The 25,809-nt window shown below is 63.1% G+C and carries 21 protein-coding genes; 18 read left to right on the top strand and 3 right to left on the bottom strand.

Annotated features, from left to right (window positions below):
• The 15 genes from KOM00_RS18150 (at window position 1) to KOM00_RS18080 (ending at window position 19,098) form a co-directional block, all read left to right on the top strand.
• Window positions 1–2,205: a methyl-accepting chemotaxis protein gene (locus KOM00_RS18150; protein WP_216500381.1), complete on the top strand. Its 2,205-nt coding sequence runs from the start codon at window positions 1–3 to the stop codon at window positions 2,203–2,205.
• A gap of 187 nt (window positions 2,206–2,392) precedes the next feature.
• The gene (trpA, locus tag KOM00_RS18145) at window positions 2,393–3,199 is read left to right on the top strand and encodes a tryptophan synthase subunit alpha (protein ID WP_216500380.1); all 807 of its coding nucleotides are present in this window, start codon (window positions 2,393–2,395) and stop codon (window positions 3,197–3,199) included.
• 133 nt (window positions 3,200–3,332) lie between these two features.
• On the top strand, window positions 3,333–4,184 hold the full coding sequence (gene accD / locus KOM00_RS18140) for an acetyl-CoA carboxylase, carboxyltransferase subunit beta (RefSeq protein ID WP_216500378.1): 852 nt from the start codon (window positions 3,333–3,335) through the stop codon (window positions 4,182–4,184).
• 196 nt (window positions 4,185–4,380) lie between these two features.
• Window positions 4,381–5,007, top strand: a complete 627-nt coding sequence (locus tag KOM00_RS18135; RefSeq protein ID WP_216500376.1) for a LysE family translocator — start codon at window positions 4,381–4,383, stop codon at window positions 5,005–5,007.
• Between the two features lie 63 nt (window positions 5,008–5,070).
• A complete protein-coding gene (locus KOM00_RS18130) occupies window positions 5,071–6,345 on the top strand; it encodes a bifunctional folylpolyglutamate synthase/dihydrofolate synthase (protein WP_216500374.1) in 1,275 nt (424 codons plus the stop codon).
• 140 nt (window positions 6,346–6,485) lie between these two features.
• Window positions 6,486–8,615, top strand: a complete 2,130-nt coding sequence (locus KOM00_RS18125; RefSeq protein ID WP_216500373.1) for an LPS-assembly protein LptD — start codon at window positions 6,486–6,488, stop codon at window positions 8,613–8,615.
• A gap of 135 nt (window positions 8,616–8,750) precedes the next feature.
• Entirely contained in the window at window positions 8,751–9,818 is a 1,068-nt protein-coding gene (gene rfbB / locus KOM00_RS18120) for a dTDP-glucose 4,6-dehydratase (RefSeq protein ID WP_216500372.1), read from the top strand.
• Between the two features lie 162 nt (window positions 9,819–9,980).
• Window positions 9,981–10,814 carry a dTDP-4-dehydrorhamnose reductase gene (rfbD, locus tag KOM00_RS18115; RefSeq protein ID WP_216500371.1) on the top strand — a complete coding sequence of 278 codons (834 nt, stop codon included), beginning with the start codon at window positions 9,981–9,983 and terminating at the stop codon, window positions 10,812–10,814.
• Window positions 10,815–10,907: 93 nt separating this feature from the next.
• Window positions 10,908–11,300: a phosphomannose isomerase type II C-terminal cupin domain gene (locus KOM00_RS18110; RefSeq protein ID WP_216500370.1), complete on the top strand. Its 393-nt coding sequence runs from the start codon at window positions 10,908–10,910 to the stop codon at window positions 11,298–11,300.
• Window positions 11,301–12,452: a Na+/H+ antiporter NhaA gene (locus KOM00_RS18105; protein WP_216500369.1), complete on the top strand. Its 1,152-nt coding sequence runs from the start codon at window positions 11,301–11,303 to the stop codon at window positions 12,450–12,452.
• Window positions 12,453–12,514: 62 nt separating this feature from the next.
• Complete coding sequence (locus tag KOM00_RS18100; protein WP_216500368.1) at window positions 12,515–13,588, top strand: mannose-1-phosphate guanylyltransferase; 1,074 nt, start codon at window positions 12,515–12,517, stop codon at window positions 13,586–13,588.
• A gap of 137 nt (window positions 13,589–13,725) precedes the next feature.
• Window positions 13,726–15,465 (top strand): aldehyde ferredoxin oxidoreductase family protein, encoded by a 1,740-nt coding sequence (locus tag KOM00_RS18095; RefSeq protein WP_216500367.1) that lies wholly within the window; start codon window positions 13,726–13,728, stop codon window positions 15,463–15,465.
• A 63-nt stretch (window positions 15,466–15,528) separates the two neighbouring features.
• Complete coding sequence (locus KOM00_RS18090) at window positions 15,529–16,707, top strand: class II aldolase/adducin family protein (RefSeq protein ID WP_216500366.1); 1,179 nt, start codon at window positions 15,529–15,531, stop codon at window positions 16,705–16,707.
• Window positions 16,708–16,842: 135 nt separating this feature from the next.
• Entirely contained in the window at window positions 16,843–18,411 is a 1,569-nt protein-coding gene (gene murJ, locus KOM00_RS18085; protein ID WP_216500364.1) for a murein biosynthesis integral membrane protein MurJ, read from the top strand.
• Between the two features lie 123 nt (window positions 18,412–18,534).
• On the top strand, window positions 18,535–19,098 hold the full coding sequence (locus tag KOM00_RS18080) for a methylated-DNA--[protein]-cysteine S-methyltransferase (RefSeq protein WP_216500363.1): 564 nt from the start codon (window positions 18,535–18,537) through the stop codon (window positions 19,096–19,098).
• Between the two features lie 256 nt (window positions 19,099–19,354).
• On the opposite strand, the gene mazG is transcribed toward KOM00_RS18080, so the two are convergent.
• From mazG to tgt, 3 genes are all read right to left on the bottom strand, one after another.
• Entirely contained in the window at window positions 19,355–20,149 is a 795-nt protein-coding gene (gene mazG / locus KOM00_RS18075; RefSeq protein WP_216500362.1) for a nucleoside triphosphate pyrophosphohydrolase, read from the bottom strand.
• A gap of 218 nt (window positions 20,150–20,367) precedes the next feature.
• The gene (locus KOM00_RS18070) at window positions 20,368–20,724 is read right to left on the bottom strand and encodes a c-type cytochrome (protein WP_239027607.1); all 357 of its coding nucleotides are present in this window, start codon (window positions 20,722–20,724) and stop codon (window positions 20,368–20,370) included.
• Window positions 20,724–21,830, bottom strand: coding sequence for a tRNA guanosine(34) transglycosylase Tgt (tgt, locus tag KOM00_RS18065; RefSeq protein ID WP_216500361.1), 1,107 nt, complete (start codon window positions 21,828–21,830; stop codon window positions 20,724–20,726). Before tgt ends, KOM00_RS18070 begins: the two co-directional genes overlap by 1 nt.
• A 437-nt stretch (window positions 21,831–22,267) precedes the next feature.
• Here tgt and KOM00_RS18060 point away from each other — a divergent pair, with 437 nt between their 5' ends.
• From KOM00_RS18060 to KOM00_RS18050, 3 genes are read left to right on the top strand one after another with little or no spacing between them, the layout of a single operon-like run.
• Window positions 22,268–22,933: a succinate dehydrogenase cytochrome b subunit gene (locus tag KOM00_RS18060; protein ID WP_216500360.1), complete on the top strand. Its 666-nt coding sequence runs from the start codon at window positions 22,268–22,270 to the stop codon at window positions 22,931–22,933.
• A 9-nt stretch (window positions 22,934–22,942) separates the two neighbouring features.
• Entirely contained in the window at window positions 22,943–24,856 is a 1,914-nt protein-coding gene (locus tag KOM00_RS18055; RefSeq protein ID WP_216500359.1) for a fumarate reductase/succinate dehydrogenase flavoprotein subunit, read from the top strand.
• Window positions 24,856–25,596, top strand: coding sequence for a succinate dehydrogenase/fumarate reductase iron-sulfur subunit (locus tag KOM00_RS18050; RefSeq protein ID WP_216500358.1), 741 nt, complete (start codon window positions 24,856–24,858; stop codon window positions 25,594–25,596). Before KOM00_RS18055 ends, KOM00_RS18050 begins: the two co-directional genes overlap by 1 nt.
• Window positions 25,597–25,809: the final 213 nt, after the last annotated feature.

Raw genomic sequence — 25,809 nt, 5'->3', positions numbered from 1 at the left:
ATGAAAGACCTGACCTTGCGTACCCGCCTGATCGGGTCCTTCCTGATCATGGCCTTGTTGGTCGCCTTCACCGGCGGTTTCGGTGCCCTCAACATCAAGAGGGTCGGCGGCCAGATCCAGAACATCCTCGAACAGCTCTCGAAGCAGCAAAAACTGGTGCTCCTCATGGGGGTCACCCAGAAGTACTGCCACGTGAGCCTGATGCAGGCGGCCCTGGTTCCCAACGATCCGGAAAAGCTCCAGGAGTACATCGACGACTACCAGATGAAACGGGACACCCTCTTGAGCCAGGCCCAGATCATCCTGGAGGGGAACAAGAAGCTGGGAGTGCTCCCGGCGACCAAGGGGAGCGTGGTCGAGAAGCGGACCCGCCAGTTCCTGGTGAGTTGGGCCGAGTTCGAGAAGGTCGCCGACGAGCTGATCGCGCGCAAGCAGACGCTCATGAAGGGGGTTCCCCCCGGTGCGGTGAGCCAGGCGGCCAAGGATGCGCTGGCGGACCAGCGGCTGAACCAGCTGGCCAACGAGGAGATCGCCACCGCCAACGATAAGGCCAAGGAGGATCTGGACGACATACTGGTCGAGGTCGGCAACCGGATGACGGCGGCGAACAAGCAGGTCAGCGACATCCAGCAGTCCGCGGGGATCACCTTCACCGCCGTGATCGTGGTCGCGGCGGCGCTGGCGGTCGCGCTCGGCCTTTTGATCACGCGCAACATCGTCTCCCGGGTCAGGGTCATGGCCGAGGCGGTCAACAGCGGCGCCGAGGGAGACCTGACCGCCACGGTCGAGATGGCGAGCCACGACGAGATCGGCAAGCTGGGGATCGACTTCAACGAGATGGTCGGCAAACTCTCCGGGATGATCGGCAAGGTTTCCCGCTCCTCCAACGAGTTGGCGGGGATCTCGGACACCATGGCCAAGGCGTCCCACTCGGTGGTCGGCTCCGCCAGGACCCAGGCCGAGAGCGTCTCCAAGACCTCCGCTGCCATCGTGCAGATCAACACCTCGGTGAAGGGGGTGGCCCAGGGGGTCGACTCCCTCTCCATTTCCGCCTCCGAAAGCTCCTCCTCCATCCTTGAGATGGCCTCCAGCGTCGAGGAGGTGGTGCAGAACATGGAGAACCTCGCCCTGTCGGTGAACGAGGTGAGCTCCTCCATCGTCGAGATGGGGGCATCCATCAAGCAGGTCGGCAACGGCGTCGTGAGCCTCATGGAGGTCTCCACCGCCACCGCCTCCTCGGTCATGGAGATGGACAGCTCCATCAAGCAGGTGGAAAGAAACGCAAACGAAACCGCGGCGATCTCCAAGGCGGTGCGCATCGACGCCGAAACCGGCCGCGAGGCGGTGGACGCCGTGATCAACGGCATGCACGAGATCAAGCGCGCCTCCCAGATCACCAGCGAGGTCATCGCCACCCTCTCCGAGCGTGCCGCCGACATCGGCGACATCCTCTCCGTCATCGACGAGGTGGCCGAGCAGACCAACCTCCTGGCGCTCAACGCCGCCATCATCGCCGCCCAGGCCGGCGAGCACGGCAAGGGATTCGCCGTGGTGGCCGACGAGATCAAGGAACTCTCCGAGCGCACCTCCAGTTCCACGCGCGAGATATCACTGGTGATCCGGGGTGTACAGGAGGAGACCCAGCGTGCCGTCGACGCCATCGACCAGGCCGAGCGCTCCATCGCCGACGGGGAGCTGTTGTCGCAGAAGTCGGGCGAGGCGCTCAACAAGATCGTGGTGGGCGTCACCGAGGCGACCGCCCAGGTGACCGAGATCGCCCGCACCACGGTCGAGCAGGCCAAGGGGAGCCAGATGATCCGCGAGGCCATGGAGCAGGTCTCCGAGATGGTTGCCCAGATCGCCAAGGCGACCCGGGAACAGGGGCAGGGGAGCGAGCTGATCATGGCCGCCGTCGAGAACATGAAGAGCCTCACCTCCCAGGTGCTCTCCTCCACCCGCGAGCAGAACAAGGTGGGGAACCTGATCGCCCAGTCCACCGAGAGCATCACCGAGATGATCCGCCACATAAAGCGCGCCTGCGACGAGCAGACCCGCGGTTCGGAGCAGATCGTCATGTCGGTCGAGGACATCCAGCAGGCCACCGATGCCAACCTGGAGGCGACCCGGGTCATGGACGAGGCGGTCTACAAGCTGTTCCGCCAGACCGAGATGCTGAAGCAGGAGATGGAAGCGTTCAAGATCTAGGACGCCCGAAGCGCACTTTTTTGCAGTACCGACCAATCCCCCTCTCCCCGAGGGGGACTTTTTTTGTTATAAGGGGAGACCGGCCGCACGCCGGAAACGACCCAAAAGCTCGGAGCTGACGTTTGCACTCTCACGTTCAACGTAGAACGTAGAACGTAGAACGTTGAACGGGTGTTAAGGAGTGACTATGAGCAGGATTGCAGATAGATTCGCAGCATTGAAGGCGCGCGGGGAAAAAGGGCTGGTGACCTTCGTCACCGCCGGCGACCCGGACCTTGCCGGCACCGAGCAGGTCGTGCTGGAACTGGAAAAGGCGGGCGCCGACCTGATCGAACTGGGGGTTCCCTTCTCCGACCCGATGGCCGACGGGCCGACCATCCAGCTCTCCTCCGACCGAGCCCTGGCGGCGGGTACCACCCTGCCCGGGATCCTGGAGATGGTGGCCCGGCTGAGAACCCGGACCCAGATCCCCATCGTCCTCATGGGGTACTTCAACCCGATCTTCGCCTACGGGCCCGAGCGCTTCGCTCGCGACGCGGCCCAGTCTGGCGTGGACGCGCTCCTCGTGGTCGACCTCCCCCCCGAGGAGGCGGCGGAGCTCAAGGAGCATACCGACCGCTGCGGGCTCGACCTGATCTTCCTGCTGACCCCCACCTCCGACGCCTCCCGCGTCGATTCCGTCGCCCGCCAGGGGTCCGGTTTCATCTACTACGTCTCCGTGACCGGCGTGACCGGCGCGCGGACCGCGGTCGCCGATACGCTGGCCGACCGCGTCACCGAGGTGCGCAACGCGCTGGACCTCCCCCTCGTGGTGGGCTTCGGCATCTCCACCCCGGAGCAGGCGGGCCAGGTCGCCCGCGTCGCCGACGGCGTGGTGGTGGGTAGCGCCCTGGTGAAGTTTTTCGAGAAGTACCAGGGGGAGGAGCTGCTGCGCGAGCTATCTTCCTTCGTCTCCGCTTTAAAACAAGGGGTGCTGCAGGGCACCCAGAAATAATAGATATTTTTTCAATGGTTTAGCGGCGAGCCTGCACCGTTTTGTTTGACATAGCAGGTGCGATCTGCTAAGAATCAGCGCTGATTTACGACTTAATAAAACAGCTTGGGGCTTTCCCCAAAAGAGGGCACATATGGCTTGGTTCAAAAGGGATAATCCGCCGATGGCGAGAGGGGCGGAGCACAAGGTAAAGGTTCCGGAAGGGCTCTGGACGAAGTGCGTCAGCTGTAACGAGACCATCTATACCAAGGACATCGAGAGCAACCTGAACGTCTGTCCGAAGTGCGGCCATCACTACCGCATCTCCACCAAGAAGAGGATCGAGCTGCTCATCGACGAGGGGACCTTCACCGAGTTCGACGCCGGCATGGTCTCGGTCGACTTCCTCGAGTTCAAGGACAGCAAGAGCTACCAGGACCGCATCGACCAGGCCCTCGCCAAGGGTGGCAGCAAGGACGCCATCGTGTGCGGCTCCGGCAAGATCGACGGGACCCCGGTGCAGCTGTGCGTCTTCGACTTTTCCTTCATGGGCGGTTCCATGGGTAGCGTCGTCGGCGAGAAGATCACCCGCGGTATCGAGCGCGCCCTGGAGCAGGGCACCCCGTGCATCATCGTCTCCGCCTCCGGCGGTGCCAGGATGCAGGAGAGCATCCTGTCGCTGATGCAGATGGCCAAGACCTCGGCGGCGCTGGCGAAGCTGCGCGAAGCGGGGCTTCCCTTCGTCTCCATCCTGACCGACCCGACCACCGGTGGGGTCACCGCGAGCTTCGCGATGCTGGGCGACGTCAACATGGCCGAGCCCAAGGCGCTGATCGGCTTCGCGGGTCCCCGCGTCATCGAGCAGACCATCCGCCAGAAGCTGCCCCAGGGGTTCCAGCGTTCCGAGTATCTCCTCGACCACGGCATGGTGGACGTCATCGTGGAGCGCTCCAAGATGAAGGCGCAGCTTTCCAGCATCCTTAAGATGCTTTACAAAGCAGCTTAAGACTAAGATTAAGATTAAGATTAAGACTTTTGGTGCCGGCGTGATGTCGGATCAACTATGAAAGGTTAAGGCAGCGAAAGGAATCTCTTTCAACGTTTTAACCTTTCTTTTTATCGACTTTTGATTTCAATCTTTACCTTTACCTTTATCTTTATCTTTATCTTTATCTTTATCTTTATCTTTATCCGGAGTTGCCATGGTCTCCCTTTCCCAATTGGCCCTGTTCGCCGTCGCCTCAACCGTGCTCATCTTCACCCCCGGCCCCGACATCATCTACGTGATGACCCGCGGTGTCGCGCAGGGGAGAAAGGCGGCCTTGGCCGCGGCGGCAGGCTTTGCCCTGGGGAACTTCGCGCACACCTTCTTCGCCATCGTCGGCCTCTCCGCCCTGATCACCTCCTCGGCGACCGCGTTCGCCTGCGTCAGGTATGCCGGCGCCGCCTACCTCATGTACATCGGCTACAAGATGCTGAGAATCCGGGCGTCCCTGGTGCCCGACGGCGCGGCCGGGCAACTGCAGAGCCGGGTCATCTTCCGGCAGAGCATCCTGGCCAACATCATGAACCCCAAGGTGGCGCTCTTCTTCCTCGCCTTCTTCCCGCAGTTCGTGGACCGGGGGCGCGGCGGGGTGCCGTTGCAGATGCTCATCCTGGGGAGCACCTTTGTCGTCCTCACCATGCTCGGTTTCGGCGTGGTCGCGCTGCTGTCCGGCGAGATCGGGCGCTGGCTGGACCGCAGCGCAGGCGCCGGCAACCGGATCGGCCAGGCCGCCGGCTGCATCCTCATCGGCCTCGGACTGCGCCTCGCCTGGCCGGAGCGCTAGCCCCCCAGGCTCCGGGATTAATATGGACTTTTTCACCTTCTTTACCTATAATCCCGGCCTGTCATGACCTATGCCGAAACGCTTGCGCACATCTATGCCCTCGGTCGGTTCGGCATAAAGCCCGGACTGGAAAGGATCACACGTCTCCTTGCCAACCTGGGCAACCCGCAGGACGCCTTCAAGGCGGTCCACGTAGTCGGCACCAACGGCAAGGGGTCGACGGCCTCCTTCCTCTGCTCCATTCTCAAAGCCGGCGGTTACCGGACGGGACTCTTCACCTCACCTCACCTGATCTCCTTCACCGAGCGCATCCAGATCAACGGTGCCGAAATCGGGGAGGAGGACGTGGTGCGTCTCACCGAGGCGGTGATGGCCGCCGCGCCCGACGAAACCACCTTCTTCGAGATCGTCACCGCCCTCGCCATCCTCTATTTCGCGGAAGCCGGGGTGGAGATCGCCGTGTTCGAGGCGGGGATGGGGGGGCGGTTCGACGCCACCAACGTTTTGCAGGGGGTGCTCTGCGCCATTGCGCCGATCACGCTGGAACATACCGACTATCTTGGTAAAACTATCGAGGATATCGCCGCCGAGAAGGCAGGGATCTGCAAGCCCGGAGCGCCGGTCCTGTCCGCGCGCCAGGACCGCGACGCGCAGTTCATCATCGAGCACCGGTCCGCCCAGCTCGACGCGCCGCTTTACCGCCAGGGGGAATCCTTCGACGCATTCTGGCTGGACGGCCTGCTCAACTACCGAGGCGTCGGCGTCACGCTGGACGCGCTTTCCTGCGGCCTTTTCGGCCGTTACCAAAGCGGCAACGCGGCCTTGGCCCTCGCCTCGGCCGAACTGCTGCGGGCGGTGGGATTCCCGGTGACTCCCCAGGCGATGATCGCCGGCGTGGCCAACGCCCGCTGGCCCGGGAGGATGGAGTTCTTCCCCGGGCCGCCCCGATTGCTGCTCGACGGCGCCCACAACCCGGCGGGGGCCGCCGCCCTGGCCGAGGCGCTCGCCGATGTCCCGCGCCGGCAGCTCTTCCTGGTGGCCGGCGTCATGGCCGACAAGGAGCTCGCCGGGATACTGGCGCCGCTCTTGCCGCTGGTCGACCGCGTATTCGCCGTCGCTCCCGCCCTGGAGCGTGCCCTTCCCGCCGGCGAGATTGCCGCCTACTGCTTCGGCGTCGGGGTGGAGGCGATGGAGGCGGGGAGCGTGGCCCAGGGGATCGAGCTGGCACGGAACCTGGCCCAGGACGACGACCTGATCCTGGTCTGCGGTTCGCTGTTCACCGTGGGTGAGGCGCGCAGCCACCTGAAGTCCCGAAGCTTCGAGCCGTTCAGAGGGTGAAAAGGGGTGACGGCCGAACGGCGCCGAGTCCGGCGTATCGCCCAAGCCGAGGGCTGCATCGAGGGACGCAGGCCGAGAAGAGCAGTTAACGTAGAACTTGGAACGTAGAACTTAGAACGATTTTGGTTTTCTGGAGTGCGATGAAACCTGCAAGAGCCTTGTGGCTCCTTACCTACCTGCTGTTCTCGGCGGCGCTTGCCCATGGCAAGGAGAAGGCGATCTTTTCCAGCAAGCCGGTCTCCCCTGTCAGCGCGACTCCTGCCGACAAGGCCGCCTCCCCCGAGAAGGTGACCTTGCCCGACAAGGAGGCTACCCTCAAGGCAGACTCCCTGTTCGTGGACAGCCCCACCGATAGCTACCGTGCCGAAGGGAACGTTCAGATCCTGCAGGGGGGGGGCTCCCTGCTCGCGGACAGCGTCATCTACCGCCGCCTCACCGGCGACACCCTTGCCGAGGGTGACGTGCTGCTGGAGCGCGGCGGCGACACCATGAAGGGCGATCGGCTCTCTCTTAACCTGCTCACCCAGAACGGCGAGCTCACCAACGGGGAGCTGTTCATCAAGAAATCGAACTTCAGGCTGCGCGCCCCGCGGCTTTTGAAGACCGGCGAAGACGACTACCGTGTCGAGCAGGGGACCTTCACCACCTGTGACGGCGAGCACCCGAGCTGGCGCTTCGAGGCGAAGAAGGTCGACGTCACCCTCAACGAGTACGCCACGGCGAGAAACGCCGTCTTCTACGTGGACGACTTCCCCATCTTTTACACGCCGTACCTGGTCTTCCCGGCCAATACCGACCGGCAGTCCGGCCTCATGATACCCAAACTCGGTTTCTCCTCCAAGAAGGGGTTCTACCTGGACCAGCCTTACTACTGGGCCATCGACCCGAGCCAGGAGGCGACCTTCGACCTCGACCTGGAGAGCTCGCGCGGCGTGGGCGCGGGTGTCGACTACCGCTACCTGAGGCCGAACGACAGCCAGGGGCGCCTGCGCGCCTTCGGCATCTACGACACCAACGAGTCCAAATTCCGCGGCGAGTTGCAGCAGAAGCACCTGGAGCTGCTGACGCCGGAACTGACGCTGGCCTCCACCGTCCACCTGGTCTCCGACCGCAGGTACTATCTCGACTACGGCGAGTTCTCCGGCGAATACAACCGCCAGCTCCTGGAGTCGTCGGTCTCCTTCGACCGCCGCTGGGAGCGCTACGGCCTGAGCGGCGCGCTGCGCTACGACCAGGACCTCGAGGCGGCCAACAACCGCGCCACGCTGCAGCGCTTGCCGACCTTCGGCTTCATCGCCGCCGGCGAAAAGGTGGGCCCGCTCTTCCTCTCCATGGATTCGAGCCTTACCAACTTCGAGCACGCCGTGGGTCCGACCGGGCAGCGGCTCGTCCTGCACCCGCGCGTCAGCTACTATGCCAAGCCGGCGGGGATCCTGGACTTCTCGCTCTTCGGGGCGTTCCAGCAGCGCCTGTACAACGCGGGGGGCGACACCCCCGAGACCGGTTGGCGCCAGATCGGTCAGGCCGACGGCGGCGGATCTCTTTCGCTGCCGCTGGAGCGGATCTACGACGGGACCCTGCGGCACCTGCTGGTTCCCTCCCTGCAATACAACTACGTGCAGCGGCGCAGCGACGAGGACCTGCCTTTCTACGACTACGGCGACCGGGTGCTGGGGCAGAGCATCGCCTACTGGTCCGTCGCCAACACCTTCACCCGCAAGTACGCCCGGGAAGGGATGCCGGACGAGTACCGTGACATCCTCTACCTGAAGCTTTCCCAGGGGTACCAGTTCTCCGGGCAGCGTCGCGATCTGCTGACCCTGGTGGACGAAGGGAACCGTCTCACCGACCTGATGCTGGAGAGCGTGGTGAGCCCGCTGCAGGAACTTTCCCTGCTGGTCGACGGCCGCTACAACACGACCGACAACCAGCTCTCCACGGCGAACCTGGGCGTGCAGTTCAAGGGGGAGGGGCGCAACCAGGCCACCGTAACCTACCGGCACAGCCGGGACCAGCTGGACTACCTCGGAGCCGGCGTTACCTTCCCGCTCACCAGCCAGCTCACGGCGGATCTATTGGGGCGTTACTCCTTCGACAAGGGGGGCTTCCTCGAATCGCGCTACGCGGTGGAGTACCGCCAGCAGTGCTGGAGCGTGGTGCTCGCCTACTCGGACCGCGTGAGCAGTCACCAGGTAAGCGGCGAGAAGCAGTTCACCATCAACTTCTCCCTTGCCGGGCTGGGATCGCTGGGGCCGCTTCAGACCTTCTAACGAGGGGTTAAGCCCACGCGCCAAAGTTGCTAAGGAGTTGACACTTTTGCTTTTCCCGGTGTATCTACAATAGTCGGCTGAAAAGAGGGCACCGCCTGGTCGAGGGGCCCGGACCAAAAGCCGACCGGAGGCCTTATGCAGGATACGTTCACCCCTACCTCTTTACTTGTTACGGGAGGGGCGGGGTTCATCGGTTCCAATTTCATCAACCACTTCCTGGCGGGGAACCCGCGGTGCCGGGTAATCAACCTGGACCTGCTGACCTATGCCGGGAACCTGAAGAACCTGACGGCGGTGGAGGCGAACGCCAACTACCGCTTCGTGAAGGGTGACATCTGCGACGCCGAGCTGGTGGCGCGCCTGCTGGCCGAGGAGAAGGTGGATGCCGTCGCGCATTTCGCCGCCGAATCGCACGTCGACCGCTCCATCACCGGCCCCGACATCTTCGTGAGAACCAACGTGATGGGGACCCAGACCCTCCTGGAGGCGAGCCGTCTGCACGCCGAGACGCTCCCCGACTTCCGTTTCCTGCAGGTCTCCACCGACGAGGTGTACGGCAGCCTAGGGCCCGAAGGGTACTTCACCGAGGAGACGCCGCTGGCGCCCAACTCCCCGTATTCCGCGAGCAAGGCCGGTGCCGACCTTTTGGTGCGCGCCTATTTCGAGACCTTCGGCCTCCCCACCCTGAACACCCGCTGCTCCAACAACTACGGTCCCTATCACTTCCCCGAGAAGCTGATCCCGCTCATGATCCACAACATCCTCAAGAAGCGTTCCCTGCCGGTCTACGGCGACGGGCTGAACGTGCGCGACTGGCTGCACGTGAAGGACCACTCCGCAGCCATCGAGCGCGTGCTCAAGAGCGGCAAACCGGGGGAAATCTTCAACGTGGGCGGCAACAACGAGTGGAAGAACATCGACATCGTGAATCTGGTCTGCGACCTGATGGACGAGCGGCTGGGGCGCGCCCCGGGGGAGAGCCGCGAGCTGATCACCTTCGTGAAGGACCGCAAGGGGCACGACAGGCGTTACGCCATCGACGCCTCCAAGCTCAAGCGCGAGCTCTCCTGGGAGCCGAGCTACACCTTCGAGCGCGGCATTGCCGAGACCATCGACTGGTACCTGGCCAACCAGGGGTGGGTCGAGGAGGTGGTGAGCGGCGCCTACCGGGAGTACTACGAGATGCAGTACGGAGCGGCGTAAGGAAAAAACAAGTTCTACGTTCTATGTTCTACGTTCTAAGTTAAAATCTTTGCTTGTCTCTGGTCGCCCCAAGGCTGGGGTGTCGGTGCCACAAGCGCACGAGCTCGATGTTTGGTGTCAACGTAGAACCTAGAACGTAGAACAGGTTTTAAGGGGTTTGAGATGATTCTGGTAGTTGGCAGCAAAGGGATGCTGGGGCAGGAGTTGATGGCGCTCTATGGCGACGCCGCACGCGGGGTGGACGTAGACGACATCGACATCACCGACCTCGAGTCGGTGCAGCGGGTGCTCCTCACCTTGAAGCCCTCCGTGGTGATCAACGCCGCCGCCTATACCGACGTGGACGGCTGCCAGTCCAACACGGAGCTGGCCATGCAGGTCAACGGCGAAGGGGTCGCCTTCCTGGCCATGATCAGCAAGGAGATCGGCGCCAAGCTGGTCCAGGTGAGCACGGACTACATCTTCGACGGCAAAAAGGGCTCCCCCTACCTGGAGGACGACCTGGCGGCCCCCCTCAGCGTCTACGGTGAGTCCAAGCTCGCCGGCGAGATGAACACCTGGTTCAACCCGGACCACCTGGTCGTGCGCACCCAGTGGCTCTACGGCCATGGCGGGAAGAACTTCGTGGAGACCATGCTGAAGCTGGGCGCGGAGAAAAAGGAGCTGACCGTGGTGGACGATCAGATCGGCTCCCCCACCTGGACCCGCGACCTTGCCTTGGCCATCAAGGCGCTGCTGGACAAGGGATGCCAGGGGACCTACCACGCGGCCAACTCGGGGTTCGTGTCCTGGAACGGTTTCGCGAAGGAGATCTTTCGGCTGGCCGGACTCGACGTCGCGGTCCTGCCGATGACCACGGAGCAGTTGAATCGCCCGGCGCCGCGGCCGCTTTATTCCACCCTGGACTGCGGCAAGCTGCAGCAGGACACGGGCTTCGTGCCCCAGCCCTGGCAGGACGCGCTCAAGCGCTACCTGGAGCTGAGGCCGGCACGATAAGCCCCGAAGCTGGGCGAATGATTATTCGCCCCTACAGACCTGAATGCACCGGGAGAGGTTGCACAACCACCACCGAAAGACATGGAGGCAATCATGGAACGCGGAGAGCGTCCCTGGGGAACATATACCGTCCTGGACGAGCACAACGGCTATAAGATCAAGCGCATCGAGGTGTTTCCGGGGCAGAGACTTTCGCTGCAGATGCACCACCATCGCAGCGAGCACTGGATCGTGGTATCCGGTACGGCCAAGGTTACCTGCGGGGATACGGTGAAGATCGTCAACATCAACGAGTCGACCTTCATCCCGATCGGCTCGACGCATCGACTGGAGAACCCCGGCGTGATCCCGCTGGTGATCATCGAGGTGCAAAGCGGCGAGTACCTGGGCGAGGACGACATCGTCCGGTTCCAGGACGACTACCACCGTGTGGAAGCTCCTGCCGCGGAGAGCGCCGACGATACCGCCGTGGAGCCGATCGTATAGATGAACAAACAACTGAACCTGCTCAGGGAATTCTCTGTTCCCCTGGCGGCCGGCGTGATCGCCGCGCTGTTTTGGGCGAACCTGGCCCCGGAGCAGTACCACCACTTCCTGCACGACCCGCTTCTTGCGGGTCTTTCTGTTCACTTCGTCACCAACGACCTGTTCATGGCGTTCTTCTTCGGCATCGCCGCCGTCGAGATCACCCAGAGCTGTCTGCCGGGGGGCGATCTGCACCCCCTACGGCGCGCCGTCAACCCGCTTCTTGCCACCGTCGGCGGGATACTGGGGCCGGTCGCGCTCTACCTGTTCCTGAACGGGCTCTTCGGGGAGCCCTCCCTGTACCGGGGGTGGGGCATCCCGACCGCGACCGACATCGCGCTCGCCTGGCTCGCGGCACGTTTCATTTTCGGCAGGGGGCATCCGGCCATCTCCTTCCTGCTGCTGCTGGCCATAACCGATGACGCGGTAGGGCTATTGATCATAGCGCTTTTTTACGGCGACCCCCTTGCCCCGGTGCAACCCGCATGGCTGGTTCTGTGCGGCGCCGCGGTCGCCCTTTGTTACCTGCTGCGCCGCTTGAGGGTCAATAGTTACTGGCCGTACCTCGTCTTCGGGGGGGCGCTCAGCTGGTTCGGTCTGCACGAGGCGCACCTGCACCCGGCCCTGGCGCTGACCCTCGTGGTACCCTTTCTGCCGCACCCGCCGGTGGAGAAGCGCCACATGTTCGACATGGACCCCAACGACCTGACGCCGCTCTCCCGCTTCGAGCATGACTGGAAGCTCTTCGTGGACCTGGGGCTCTTCGTCTTCGGGCTGGTCAATGCCGGCGTCGCTTTCAGTTCCGTCGGCCCCGCCACGTGGCTGGTGCTTCTTTCCCTGATCTGTGGCAAGACGACCGGCATCGTGGGGTTTGCGCTCTTGGGGAGCAAGCTCGGCTTTCCGCTTCCCATCGGCGTGGGGTTGAGGGAGCTGTTCGCGACCGGCCTGATCGCGGGGATCGGTTTCACCGTTGCGCTCTTCGTAGCCGGGGAGGCCTTTTCCGACCCCGCAGCGAGCTCTGCCGCCAAGATGGGAGCGATGCTGAGCCTGTTCGCCTTCTTCCCCGCGGCGCTCGTCATGAAGCTGCGCAGGCCCATGCAGGGAACAAGCTGATTTTGCAGTTCCTCCCCCTCCTTTGCGGAGGGGCATCTATCCGTCGCTTTGGAGGAATAACCATGTACATCGTCATCCTGGCAGGAGGCTCCGGCACCAGGTTCTGGCCGCTGTCCCGCAAAAGCACGCCCAAGCAGCTGATGTCCGTCTTCGGCGGCAAGTCGATGCTGCAAAGGACGGTGGAACGCGTCCTGCCGCTCTATCCCAAGCGGGTAATGGTGATCACCAACGCGCTGCAGGCGGCCGAGACCAGGAGCCAGCTGGCATATATCGAGGGGGTCCCGGTCGACGTGATCGAGGAACCGGTGGGGCGCAACACGGCACCAGCCATCGGCCTGGCCGCCTCCATCATCGCCCGCTTCGACCCGGACGGGATCATGGTGGTGCTGCCGGCCGACCACTACATCGTCGACGAGGAGACCTTCCGCGCCACCCTTGCTGCTGCACGCTCGGTAGCGGTGAGCGGCGCGCTGGTGACCCTGGGGATCACCCCGACCAGGCCCGAGACCGGTTACGGCTACATCGAGGCTTCAGATCCTGCCGGTTCCGGCGCCGCCCCGGTCAAACGCTTCGTGGAAAAGCCCAACCTGGAGCGCGCCCTGGAGTTCCTCGCCTCCGGGCGCTTCTACTGGAACAGCGGCATGTTCGTCTGGGGCGCCTGCGCCATACTGGACCAGATCGCGCAGCACATGCCCGAGCTCTCCCAGGCCTTGGCCAAGCTCACCTTCGAGACCGACGTGTGGGAAATTTCCGATCTGAAGCCCCAGATAGCCGACATCTACGGCGGTATCAAGGGGGAGTCGATCGACTTCGGGGTCATGGAGAAGGCGCAGGACGTGCAGGTTATTCCGGCCTCCTTCGGGTGGAGCGACGTGGGCTCCTGGAGCGCGCTCCCCGAGGTGATGGAGGCGGACGCTGCGGGGCATGTGGTGATCAACTCGAGCGGAGCGGTGTCCGTCGGGGCCAAGGAGTGTCTTGCCTATGGCAACGGTAAAATGGTAGCCTTTGTCGGCGTCAGCGACCTGATCGTGGTGGACACCCCCGATGCGCTGCTGGTCTGCTCCAAGGGGGCCGCGCAGGATGTGAAGAAGGTGGTCGAAGAGCTGGAGCGGCAGGGGAAGCAGGAACTGCTTTAGAAACCGTTCTGAGTTCTACGTTCCAGGTCAAGCGTTGACGGCTCTAACCACCGTGTTGGGTGCTGAGTCGAAGACGGGGAGACTTACCACGTAGAACGTAGAACATAGAACGTAGAACAGTTTTTTCGGGGTTTCGTATGTTTGGCTGGACCGGAAAGTTGCTGCATGTCGATCTCACCCGCGGCACCTGCGAGCGCAGGGAGATCCCCACCGAGATTCTGCACGCCTACCTGGGGGGGCGCGGGCTGGGGGTCAGGCTGATGCGGGACTACTTCCGCCTCGGCCCCTTCGAGCCGGACCTGCCGCTCATCTTTGCCGTCGGCCCCCTGTGCGGTACCAATTCCCCCACCGCGGCGCGCCTTGCCTGTGTCTCCCGGTCGCCGCTCACCGGCACTATCTACGACTGCTCGGCTGGCGGGCGCTTCGCCTGGCGGCTCAAGGCGGCCGGGCTGGACGCACTCTTCATCACGGGCAAGAGCCCCCAACCGGTCTTTCTCTGCGTCGAGGGGGAGCGTGCCGAACTGCATCCGGCCCAGTCGCTGTGGGGCAAGGGGGTGAAGGAGACGGTCGCTGCGCTCAAGGTACACGGCTCGGTGACCGCCATCGGCCCCGCCGGCGAGAACGGTGTCCTCTTTGCCAACATCATGATGGGGGAGGGGAACTCGATCGGGCGCGGCGGCCTCGGTGCCGTCATGGGGGCCAAGGGGTTGAAGGCGATCACGGTGCAGGGCGACGGCGTGACCGGGGTTGCCGACCAGGAGCGCTTCGACGCCGCCCGCGCCGACGTCATGCGCCTGTTCCGGGCCTCACCGGTCATCTTCGGCGAGCTGGGCATCGCCGAGTACGGCACCCCGGCGCTGGTCGACCTGATGGCGCAGCGGCGCATGGCTCCCACCGAGAATTTCCGCTCCACCTTCTTCGCGGAGTCCGGCAACTACTCCGGGCCGGCCATCCGCGAGGAGTGCGGAGCCAGGAAGGAAGGGTGCTACGGCTGCCCCATCCAGTGCAAGAAGGCGAGCGCTGCCGGGGAGCCGCTGCCGGAATACGAAACGGTGAACCACTTCGGCGCCCTGAACGGCATCTCCGACCTGCACGCCATCGTGAAGGCCAACTCGCTGTGCAACGAGCTCGGCCTCGACACCATCTCCGCCGCGGCCACCCTGTCGGCGTTCGGCGAGGCGCGCGGGCGTTTCCCGGATGCCGCGGAAGTGGCGGGCCTCCTCGCCGACATCGCCTACCGCCACGGCCAGGGGGAGCTCCTGAGCCTCGGTTCCCGGCGCGTAGCCGAGATTTTGGGGAAGCCCGAACTCTCCATGAGCGTGAAGTCCCTGGAGCTGCCCGCCTACGACCCGCGCGGCGCCTACGGGATGGCGCTCGCGTACGTGACCTCCAACCGCGGCGGCTGCCATCTGCGCGCCTATCCCATCTCGCACGAGATCCTGAGAAAGCCGGTCCCCACCGACCGCTTCTCCTTCTCCGGCAAGGCCAGGATCATCAAGATCGCCGAGGACGTCAACGCTGCGGTCGACTCCCTGGTCGCCTGCAAGTTCGCCTTCTTCGGCGCGACCCTGGAGGAGTACGGTGAACTCCTCTCCGCGGTGACCGGCGTGGAGTACGGCCCGGAGTCGCTCAAGGCGATCGGCGAGCGGATCTACCTCACCGAGCGCTTCTACAACTGCGCCAACGGGTTCGGCCGCGCCAACGACATGCTGCCGCAGCGCTTCTTCGAGGAGGCCGGGAGCGCCGGCGAGGGGATCGACGTTCCCCCCATCGACCGGGCCCGCTTCGAGGAGGAGCTGCAGAAGTACTACCGCATCCGCGGTCTCGACGAGCGGGGATGCTTCGGCGGCCGGGACCTCCTTGCGGAACTGCCCTGATCGGGTGCGGGGGACGAAGACCCGGGCCTCCCCTTTACTGAAACCAACATGAAACTGTGAGAGATGCGAGACCAAATCGATAAATACACGGGAAAACTCGTTGCCGACCGCTCCGCCTGTGCCGACGGCATCGCCTTCGCGGCGCAGGACGACGTGCTCATCACGGCGGGGGCGCCCGAACTGGCGGCCCTGGCCGGGAACACGCTGTCGCGACTCAACTCCCTGGCGCTCGTGGCCGCGCGTCCGTCCCTCCCCTTTGCCGACTTCCTGATCGCCCGGGCCGGTGCTGGGGAGGAGTGCATCGTGCCGCAGGACACCGAGACCCGGACCTTCCTGCACGACATACCCTTCCTGCGCCGCCGGGACCTTGCCGGGGACCCCGCCCCCATCCTTGCCAAGCTCCTCGGCAACAGGAAAGGGGTCATCGTCGAGGGGGTCGGGATCGTGGCCGTCGGTGCCATAACGGTGGAGCAGGCCTTCATCAACTACTCCTCCGTGTTCCATTCCACCTTCGTCAAGTACCTGCAGGACGTCCTCGCCGACGGCTTCAGCCTGGCCGGGGAGCGGGAGGCCTTCGATGCCTTCCGCCAGCAATGGCTGAGGCCGCTGTCGGCCGCGGGGCTTGACTTCGTCGGCGCCCTTTCCCTGGAGAAGGAGGAGATCCTCGCCGAGATCGAGCGGGTGGGGCGCTACACCGTGGAGCGGGGGCTGGTCGATTCCTTCTTCGGCAACATCTCCGCATCGGCGGGGGAGCTGATCTACATCTCGCAGACCGCCGCGAGCCTGGATGAACTTAAGGGGTGCATCGACCCGGTCCCCGCCGACAACTCGTCCACCACCGGGATCACCGCCTCCAGCGAGCTGTTGGCGCACCGGAAGGTCTACGAGCAGACCGGCGCCCGCGTCATCCTGCACGGGCATCCGAAGTTTTCCGTGGTGATGAGCATGATCTGCGACCGGAAGAAGGAGTGTGCCATCAAGGACTGCTGGAAGGACTGCCCCCACGTGCGGGAGCTGGGGGGGACGCCGGTGGTCGCGGGAGAGATCGGGGCGGGTGGGCTGGCCAGGCGGGTCCCGCCGGTGATAGGCGCCAGCGGTTCCGCCATCGTCTACGGGCACGGCGTGTTCACCCTGGGGCGGGAGGGGTTCGGCGAGGCCTTCGCCGCCATGGTCGACGTCGAGAATTTCTGCCGGGAGGAGTATTTCCGGCAGGTGGACAGGAAACAGGGTCAAAAGCCTTAACGCCAAGGCGCTAAGGCGCTAAGGCGCGGAGGAGCTTCAGGTTTTTGCTTTTCACCCTTTGGGTGTTTCCGGTTTTCTTTGCGACTCTGCGGCTTTGCGCCTTTGCGTTGAAGCTTTTAGATTTTAGGAGGTTGTTTGTCTGAAAAGAAGAACATAGCCCGCGCCGCCGGCGTCTTGGGCGCGGCCACCATGCTCTCCCGCATCATGGGCATGGTCCGGGACATGGTGGTCTCCCGCCTGTTCGGCGCAGGCCTCTACACGGACGCCTTCTTTGCCGCATTCCAGATCCCCAACATGCTGCGCCGCTTCTTCGCCGAGGGCGCTCTCACCTCCGCCTTCGTCCCCACCTTCTCCGAGTGGCACACCAACAAGGGGGAAGAGGAGACCCGCGCGCTGGCCAACGTCTGCTTCACCGCGCTCACCATGGTGATGGCCGCCATCACCGTCCTCGGCATCATCTTCTCGCCGCAGCTTGTGCACCTGATGTTCCCCGGCTTCTCGTCCAATCCGGAGAAGCTGTCGGTGACCATCCTCCTGAACCGGCTCATGTTCCCCTACATCTTCTTCGTGAGCCTCGTTGCCCTGTGCATGGGGATACTGAACACGCTGCGCCACTTCTTCACCCCGGCGATCTCCACGGTGTTCCTCAACATCTCCATGATCCTGTCCGCCTTGCTGCTGCACGACCGTTTCCAGGTCCCCATCGTCTCGCTGGCCGTCGGCGTGCTGATCGGCGGGGTGCTGCAACTGCTCCTGCAGTTGCCGGTGCTCTACCGGATGGGCTTCCCGCTCAAGCCGGACTTCAACCTGGACCATCCGGCCCTGAAGAGGATCACGCTGCTCATGGGCCCCTCGGTGTTCGGGGTGGGGGTCTACTACCTCAACATAACCGTCGGCTCCATCCTGGCGTCCATGCTCCCCGAGGGGAGCGTTTCCTACCTCTACTACGCGCAGCGGCTCTTCGAGTTCCCCCAGGGGATCTTCACCGTGTCGGTCGCGCAGGCGGTGCTTCCGTCCATGAGCCGGCAGGCCGCCGCGGGGGACATGGACGCGCTCAAGGAATCCCTCTCCTACGGCGTCCGGCTCACCCTGTTCATCACCATCCCCGCCATGGTCGGACTCATCTTCTGCGCCACCCCCATCTTCTCCCTCTTGTTCATGGGGGGCGCCTTCGACTACGCCAAGGCGACCAACTGCGGCATCGCCCTCCTGTACTACTCCCTGGGGCTCTCCTTCGTGGCGCTGGTGCGCGTGCTGGTCCCCGCCTTCTACGCCCTCAAGGATACCAGGACCCCGGTGCTCACCGCCTTCGCCGCTTTCGTGCTCAACCTGCTGTTCAGCCTCATCCTGATGGGGCCCATGAAGCATGGCGGCTTGGCGCTCGCCTCGTCGCTCTCCGCGCTGGGCAACATGCTGCTCCTGCTCTGGTTCCTGAGAAAGAAGATCGGACCCTTCGGCGGTCGGGCCATTTCCATTGCCGGGGTGAAGGGGATCATCGCCTCTGTCCCGATGGCGCTGGTGGTGTATTGGATCATGCGTCTCATCGACTGGTCGCCGGCCGGGAAACGGCTGCTCAAGGGGGGCGTGCTGGGCGGAGCGGTGCTGGCGGGAATGGCCATCTTCCTGGTGTCGGCGCACCTGCTGCGCTGCGAGGAGGCCGGGGACGTGATCGCCCTGGCGAAGAGAAAGCTGCTTAAAAAATAGACGGAGGCAAAACCGCGCAGGGTTGCAGAATCCGCTGGAAAGGCACAGGAACAACATGGTATCGTTTCTGCTGCGTTCATCGGATATCGGCAATCTTGCGCGGTTTTTTTATAGGAGAAAGGTATGAGCGATCGGGCGGCAGTTACTGCGTGGACCATATATGAGACCTCCGTCGGGTACGGGGTGCTTGCGGCGAGCGGGAAGGGGGTGGTGGCCCATCATCTCCCCTACGGCACGGCGTCCGCCGGCGACGCGCTGGAACTTGCGGCGACCCTGTACCCGCAGGCAAGCGGCGAGAGCGCGCTGACCGCGCAGGGGGCGGCCTTGCTGCAGCGCTACTTCGCGGGCGAGCGTGTGGTCTTCGACCTTCCCTTGGACCTGGATGGCTGCACCCCGTTCCAGAAAGAGGTCTACCGCGTGGTGGCCTCCATCCCTTACGGCAGCGTGTTCAGCTACCAGGAGGTGGCCGACGCCTGCGGATCGCCCAGGGGGGCGAGGGCGATCGGAGGGGCCATGGCGAGGAACCTCTTGCCGATCATCATCCCCTGCCATAGGGTGGTCGGGGCCAGCGGCGTCATGACCGGTTTCACCGCTCCGGGAGGGACGGATTCGAAGCGGGGGCTGTTGTTGATGGAAGGGGTGAATTTTGATGCCAAGGGAGGGGTGGCGCGGGCGAAAATCAGGTAGTTATGCACAGGATTTCCACCGGCCCCGTCGACTAATTAGGCTGGGTTAACTTATCGTGGGGTCGATAGACCCCGAATGTATACAATCCGCTGTAAGTTGTTGATTTTTCGTTCGAATATCGTCGTGGCGAATATTTATGCAGAACGCGGAAAGTGCTTAAAAGCCGCAGGTTTCTCAGTTTGTCAACATCGTTATCCACATCTTATCCACACAAAATGTGGATAAGCCGCTGGTCTCCCAAAAAAATTAATTAGATTCAACGTTTCTCTAATTTCTTGGCTTCTTCCCAGAGCAGATCCATCTCCTCCAGGGTGGCATCCTGCAGCTTCCGCCCGGCTCCGTGCAGGGTCTCCTCAATGTGGGTGAAGCGCCGGGTGAAACGTTTGATCGTCTTCCTGAGGGCCTCCTCCGGGTCGAGCGACAGGAAGCGCCCTAGGTTCACGATGGCGAAGAGGAGATCCCCAAGCTCCGACTCCATCTCCTGCTGGTCCTCGGCGGCCATCGCCTCCTGGAACTCGTGCAGCTCCTCCATCACCTTGGCGAACACCTGGTCGGTGTGTTCCCAGTCGAAGCCTACCCGGGCCGCCTTTTCGGTGATCTTCTGCGCCTTCATGAGGGCAGGGAGGTGCGGCGGGATGCCGGAAAGCGCCGACTTCCGCTCGTCACCCTTCTCCCCCTTCTTGATCTTCTCCCAGTTCTCCACCTGCGCCGCGCTGTTCTCGATCACCTGGTCCCCGAAGACGTGGGGGTGACGACGCACCAGCTTGTCGTTGATGGCGTCGAGCACCTGGTCCATGGTGAAGGCCCCGCGCTCCTCGGCTACCGCCGCATGAAAGACCGGCTGCAGGATGAGGTCGCCTAGTTCTTCCTTCAGGAGCGCGTCGTCCTTGGCGTCGATCGCCTCGATCACCTCGTAAGACTCCTCCAGCAGGTATCGCTTGAGCGACTCGTGGCTCTGTTCGGCGTCCCAGGGGCACCCTCCCGGCGCGCGCAGTCTGCGCATGGTCTCCATGAGGCGGTCGAAGCGGTTTTGCGTGGTTTCAGTGGTCATGGCTGGGTTCTCCGGGAAGAGTGGATTGTGATCATGTGGTCCAGTGCCCCCTCTCCCCCTCGGGAGAGGGGCGGAGGGAGGGAGTCGCCACGTGCACCAGTCGCTGCGTGCAACAACCCCTCACCCCCCCTTCGGATCCCCTCTCCCGGGGGGGGAGAGGGAGTGGACTGGGCAGGGGAGCAAGGGACGTGGTGACGAGCTGTGAAGGATTAAAAATATTACTTGAGCCCGCTCAGGTAGTCGACCAGTGAGTCGATCTGCTTCTTCGAGAAGGTGTCGTAGGGAGGCATGGCTGTTCCGGGGTAGACCTTGGCCGGTTCCCGTATCACCTGCTCGAGGAAACGGCGGTCCCGCTTGCTTCCGACGTGGGACAGCTCGGGGCCGACCACGCCCCCCTTGTCGTTCACGATGTGGCAGTCCCGGCAGCGTTCGTTGAAAAGGGCCTCGCCGGTCAGCTCCATCTGTGCCGGGGGGCGCTTGGCCTCGGGGGGGTGTTGCTGATCTTTCTTGGAGCAGCCGGCAAGGAGCGCCAGCGCCAGCGTCGCAATGAGATATGGGCGTTGCACGAGGTTCACTATTTCCCCTTCAGGTACGCGGCGAGGAAGTTCTGCTTGTATTCGAGGAACCGCCCCTCCTCGATGGAGGTCCGGATCTCGGCCATCATGTTCAGGTAGAAGTGCACGTTGTGGATGCTGGCCAGGATCGCCGAGAGCACCTCGTTCGAGGTGAACAGGTGGTGCAGGTAGGCCCTGGTGAAGTTGCGGCAGGTGTAGCAGCTGCAGTTGGGCTCCACCGGGTAGAAGTCGCGCCGGTAGTTCTTGTTGGTGAGCCGGATCCGGCCGCGGTTGGTGAAGAGCGTGGCGCTTCTCGCGTAGCGGGTCGGGATGACGCAGTCGAACATGTCGATGCCGCGCTCGACGCTCTCCAGGATGTCCTCGGGGAGCCCCACCCCCATCAGGTAGCGCGGCTTGTCCTCGGGGAGGTGCGGCGCGGTATACCCCACCACCTGCTTCAAAAGCTCAAGCCCCTCGCCCACGGATACCCCGCCGATGGCGTAGCCGGGGAAATCCATCTTCACCAGCGCCTTGGCGCAGCGCTTTCGCAAGTCCTCGAACACGCTCCCCTGCACGATGCCGAACAGGTACTGGTTCTCGCGCGAGTGCGCCTCTATGCACTGCTTCGCCCAGCGGATGGTCTTCGCGGTGGAGCGCTCCGCGTACGCCTTGTCGCAGGGGTAGGGGATGCACTCGTCGAAGTTCATGATGATGTCGGCCCCGAGGGCCTCCTGGATGGCGACGGCCTTGGCCGGGTCGAGGAAGATCTCCTCGCCGGTGTCCTCGTGGCGGAAGAAGACCCCTTCCTCGGTGATCCGCTTCTTCGGGAGCGAGAAAACCTGGAACCCGCCGGAGTCGGTGAGGATCGGGCCGTCCCAGCACATGAACTTGTGCAGGCCGCCCGCTTTCTGCACCAGGGCTTCGCCGGGGTGCAGGTGCAGGTGGTAGGTGTTGGAGAGGATGATCTGGGCGCCGGTCTCCTTGACCTGCGCCGGGGTCATCGCCTTCATGGCGGCGTGGGTAGCCACCGGCATGAATATGGGAGTCTGGATCTCGCCGTGAGCGGTGGTCACCACGCCGCGGCGCGCCCCGGACTTGGGGTCCTTCTTGAGCAGTTTATAAATCATGAACCTTCCTGGCTTCCTAATGTTTTATTGAGGGTCGCTATCCTAATTAGCAGAGCGGGGTAAAAAATGCAACATAACGCCCGCGTAAGCATTATTTCAAAACATGGTTACTGCAGTTTAGAAGGGGCTAAGGTCGCTGAACCATTAATTGTATGCTGTATACAAAAAACTGTTGCATTTTCGTATAACGGCATTTAATATGCGCGTCTATCAACCCGCCGATTTTTATGCTATACATACCATCCACTGTTGCTAATGTGAGATTAATAAAGGAGAGATCGAATGCAGACACTGAGCCCGTGGCGTGGTCCCCCATCCTCCCCAAGCGGAAGCCGCGAGTCCGCCCCGTGATCGGGTCTTCGGGACTTGTACTCCTCCGGTGTACGCAGGCAATCCAACCCAACTGATTAATCGAAAAAAGGCAAAGGGACAAAAACATGCGAATCTTATCTAGCTCTGTGGGAAGAAAGATCCTGATGTCCATCACGGGTCAGCTCCTGATCATCTTCATCCTGATACACCTGATCGGAAACTCCACCATTTTCTTCGGCCCCAACGGCATCAACGCCTATGCCGAGCACCTGCATAGCCTGCCGCCGCTGGTCTGGGCCTTCCGCCTGTTCATGCTGGCAGCCATCGCCGTTCACATCTGCTACGGCGTCACGCTGACCCTGGAGAACAAGGCGGCCAACCCCGGCGCTTATGCGGTGAAAAGGAACCTGAAGGCGAGCTTCGCCTCGGAGAACATGATCTGGACCGGCCTGCTGGTCGCTCTGTTCATCGTGTACCACCTGGCCCAGTTCACCATTCATGGTACCCCCGACGTTGTGGTCGGCCTCGACTCCGCCAACCGTCCGGACGTGTTCAGGATGGTGGTGACCAGCTTCGGCAACGGCCTGATCGCCCTGGCCTACATGTTCGCCATGCTGATGCTGTTCCTGCACCTCTCCCACGGTATCCCGAGCTTCCTGCAGACCATGGGGTGGAACAACGAGAAGACCATCCCGGCCTTCGGTACCGGTGGCAAGGTTATCTCCGCCATCCTCATGCTCGCATACATCTCGATTCCTGCCGTCATCCTGGCCGGCTTATTGAAACTTTAGGGGGTTCAAGTGATACTCGACGGAAAATGTCCGAAAGGACCGATTCAGACCTCGTGGGACAGACACCGCTTCGACCTGAAGCTGGTTAACCCCGCAAACAAGCGTAAGTACAAAGTTCTCGTTGTAGGCACCGGCCTGGCCGGTGGCGCAGCCGCGGCTACCCTGGGCGAACTCGGCTACAACGTCGAAGCCTTCTGCTACCAGGACAGCGCGCGCCGCGCCCACTCCATCGCAGCGCAGGGCGGCATCAACGCCGCGAAGAACTACCCGAACGACGGCGACAGCATCTACCGCCTGTTCTACGACACCATCAAGGGTGGCGACTTCCGTGCCCGCGAGGCGGACGTCTGGCGTCTGGCCCAGGTGTCCAACAACATCATCGACCAGTGTGTCGCCCAGGGCGTTCCGTTTGCCCGCGACTACGCAGGCTACCTGGACAACCGCTCCTTCGGTGGCGCCCAGGTCTCCCGTACCTTCTACGCCCGCGGCCAAACGGGTCAGCAGCTCCTTCTGGGCGCCTACTCGGCTCTTTCCCGCCAGGTGAAGGCCGGCACCGTGAAGCTCTTCGCACGCACCGAGATGCTCGACCTAGTCGTGGTTGACGGCGAGGCGAAAGGGATCACCATCCGCGACCTCATCACCGGCGAGATCCGTACCCACGTGGGCGACGCGGTCGTACTCGCCACCGGCGGCTACGTCAACGTGTTCTATCTCTCCACCAACGCGATGGGTTGCTCGGTCACCGCGAACTGGCGTGCCCACAAGAAGGGCGCCTTCTTCGCCAACCCCTGCTACACCCAGATTCACCCGACCTGCATCCCGCAGCACGGTGAGCACCAGTCGAAACTGACCCTCATGTCCGAGTCGCTCAGAAACGACGGCCGCTGCTGGGCTCCGAAGAAGAAGGGGGACAACCGTCACCCCAACGACATCCCGGAAGACGAGCGTGACTACTACCTGGAGAGGAAATACCCCTCCTTCGGTAACCTCGCCCCCCGCGACATCGCCTCGCGCGCCGCTAAAGAGCAGTGCGACGACGGGCGCGGCGTCGGCCCCGGCGGCCGCGGCGTGAACCTCGACTTCTCCGACGCGATCAAGCGCGTGGGCGAGCACACCATCCGCGAGCGCTACGGCAACCTCTTCGAGATGTACGAGAAGATCACCGACGAGAACGCATACAAGCAGCCGATGCGCATGTACCCGGCACCGCACTACTCCATGGGCGGCCTCTGGGTCGACTACAACTGCGAGAGCAACGTTCCCGGCCTCTTCGTGCTTGGCGAGGCGAACTTCTCGGTCCACGGCGCGAACCGCCTGGGTGCTTCCGCGCTCATGCAGGGCCTCGCCGACGGCTACTTCGTCATCCCTTACACCATCGCGAACTACCTCGCGAAGACCAAGCCGGGCGCGGTCAAGGCGGACCACCCCGAGTGCAAGAAATCGGTCGAGGACGTGAAGTCTTACAACAACCGCCTCCTCAACATCAACGGCAAGAAGACCGTCTCCGAGTTCCACCGCGAGCTGGGCAAGATCATGTGGGAGAACGTCGGCATGGCGAGGAGCGAAGAGAGCCTCAAGGACGCCATCAAGCGGATCCCGGCCCTGCGCGAGGAATTCTGGAAGAACGTCAAGGTCACCGGCAAGGGAGAGGAGCTGAACCAGCAGCTGGAGAACGCCGGCCGCGTGGCGGACTTCCTCGAGTTTGGCGAGCTGATGGCGAAGGACGCGCTGCACAGGAACGAGTCCTGCGGCGGTCACTTCCGCGTCGAGCACCAGATGCCCGACGGCGAGGCGAAGCGTGACGACGAGAACTACTGCTACGTTGGAGCCTGGGAGTTCAAAGGTGTCGACAAAGAGCCCGAACTGCACAAGGAGCCGTTGACGTTCGAGAACGTTCATCTGGCGGTAAGGAGTTATAAATAATGAACCTCACACTACACGTATGGCGCCAAAGTGGTCCCAATCAGCCGGGCAAGCTCGAGCAGTACGATGCCAAAAATGTAAGTCCGGATCAGTCTTTTCTGGAGATGCTTGACGAAGTGAACGAGCAGCTGATCAAGGAAGGGAAGGACCCGATCGTATTCGACCACGACTGCCGCGAGGGTATCTGCGGCATGTGCTCCCAGGTCATCAACGGCGTGCCCCACGGCGGCCAGGAGCGTACCACCGTCTGCCAGTTGCACATGAGGAACTTCAGCGACGGCGACACCATCTACATCGAGCCGTGGCGCGCACTTGCCTTCCCGATCCTCAAGGACCTGATCGTCGACAGAAGTGGCCTCGAGAAGATCATGCAGGCCGGTGGTTACACCTCCTGCCACACCGGCGGTGTCGCGGACGGTAACGCCATCCTCGTCCCCAAAGTGGACGCCGACTACGCCATGGACGCCGCCGAGTGCATCGGCTGCGGCGCCTGCGTCGCCGCCTGCCCCAACGGTTCGGCGATGCTCTACACCTCGGCCAAGGTCGCCCAGCTGGCCGCCCTGCCGCAGGGCAAGGCAGAGGCAGCTGAGCGCGTCTGCGCCATGACCGAAGCGATGCAGGAAGCGGGCTTTGGCAACTGCTCGAACCACTACGAGTGCCAGGCCGCCTGCCCGAAAGGGATCAACGTCAAGTTCATCGCAAGGCTTAACCGCGAGTACCAGAAGGCCCTCTTCAAGTAAGAATGGGCGCAAAGCTGCAAACGGGGCGGAGGGGAAACCTTCCGCCCTTTTCTTATGTGGCCATTAGTCAAGTTTCTTTTCAAAGATCAAGAGGTGATAACCTTCTCGTAGGGCATCTTTCAACGGAGGATGCCTTTTCTTATTCGCGCCAGACTCACGCCGAGTACCGATCCGGTACCTAGAGAAGGTTCGCCATTTTTCGTCCGCCACCTC

This window comes from Geomonas diazotrophica (assembly GCF_018919385.1).
GTDB classification, from domain to species: domain Bacteria; phylum Desulfobacterota; class Desulfuromonadia; order Geobacterales; family Geobacteraceae; genus Geomonas; species Geomonas diazotrophica.
The sequence above is the reverse complement of the archived record's forward strand: the minus strand, read 5'-3'. Positions and strand labels throughout refer to the sequence as shown.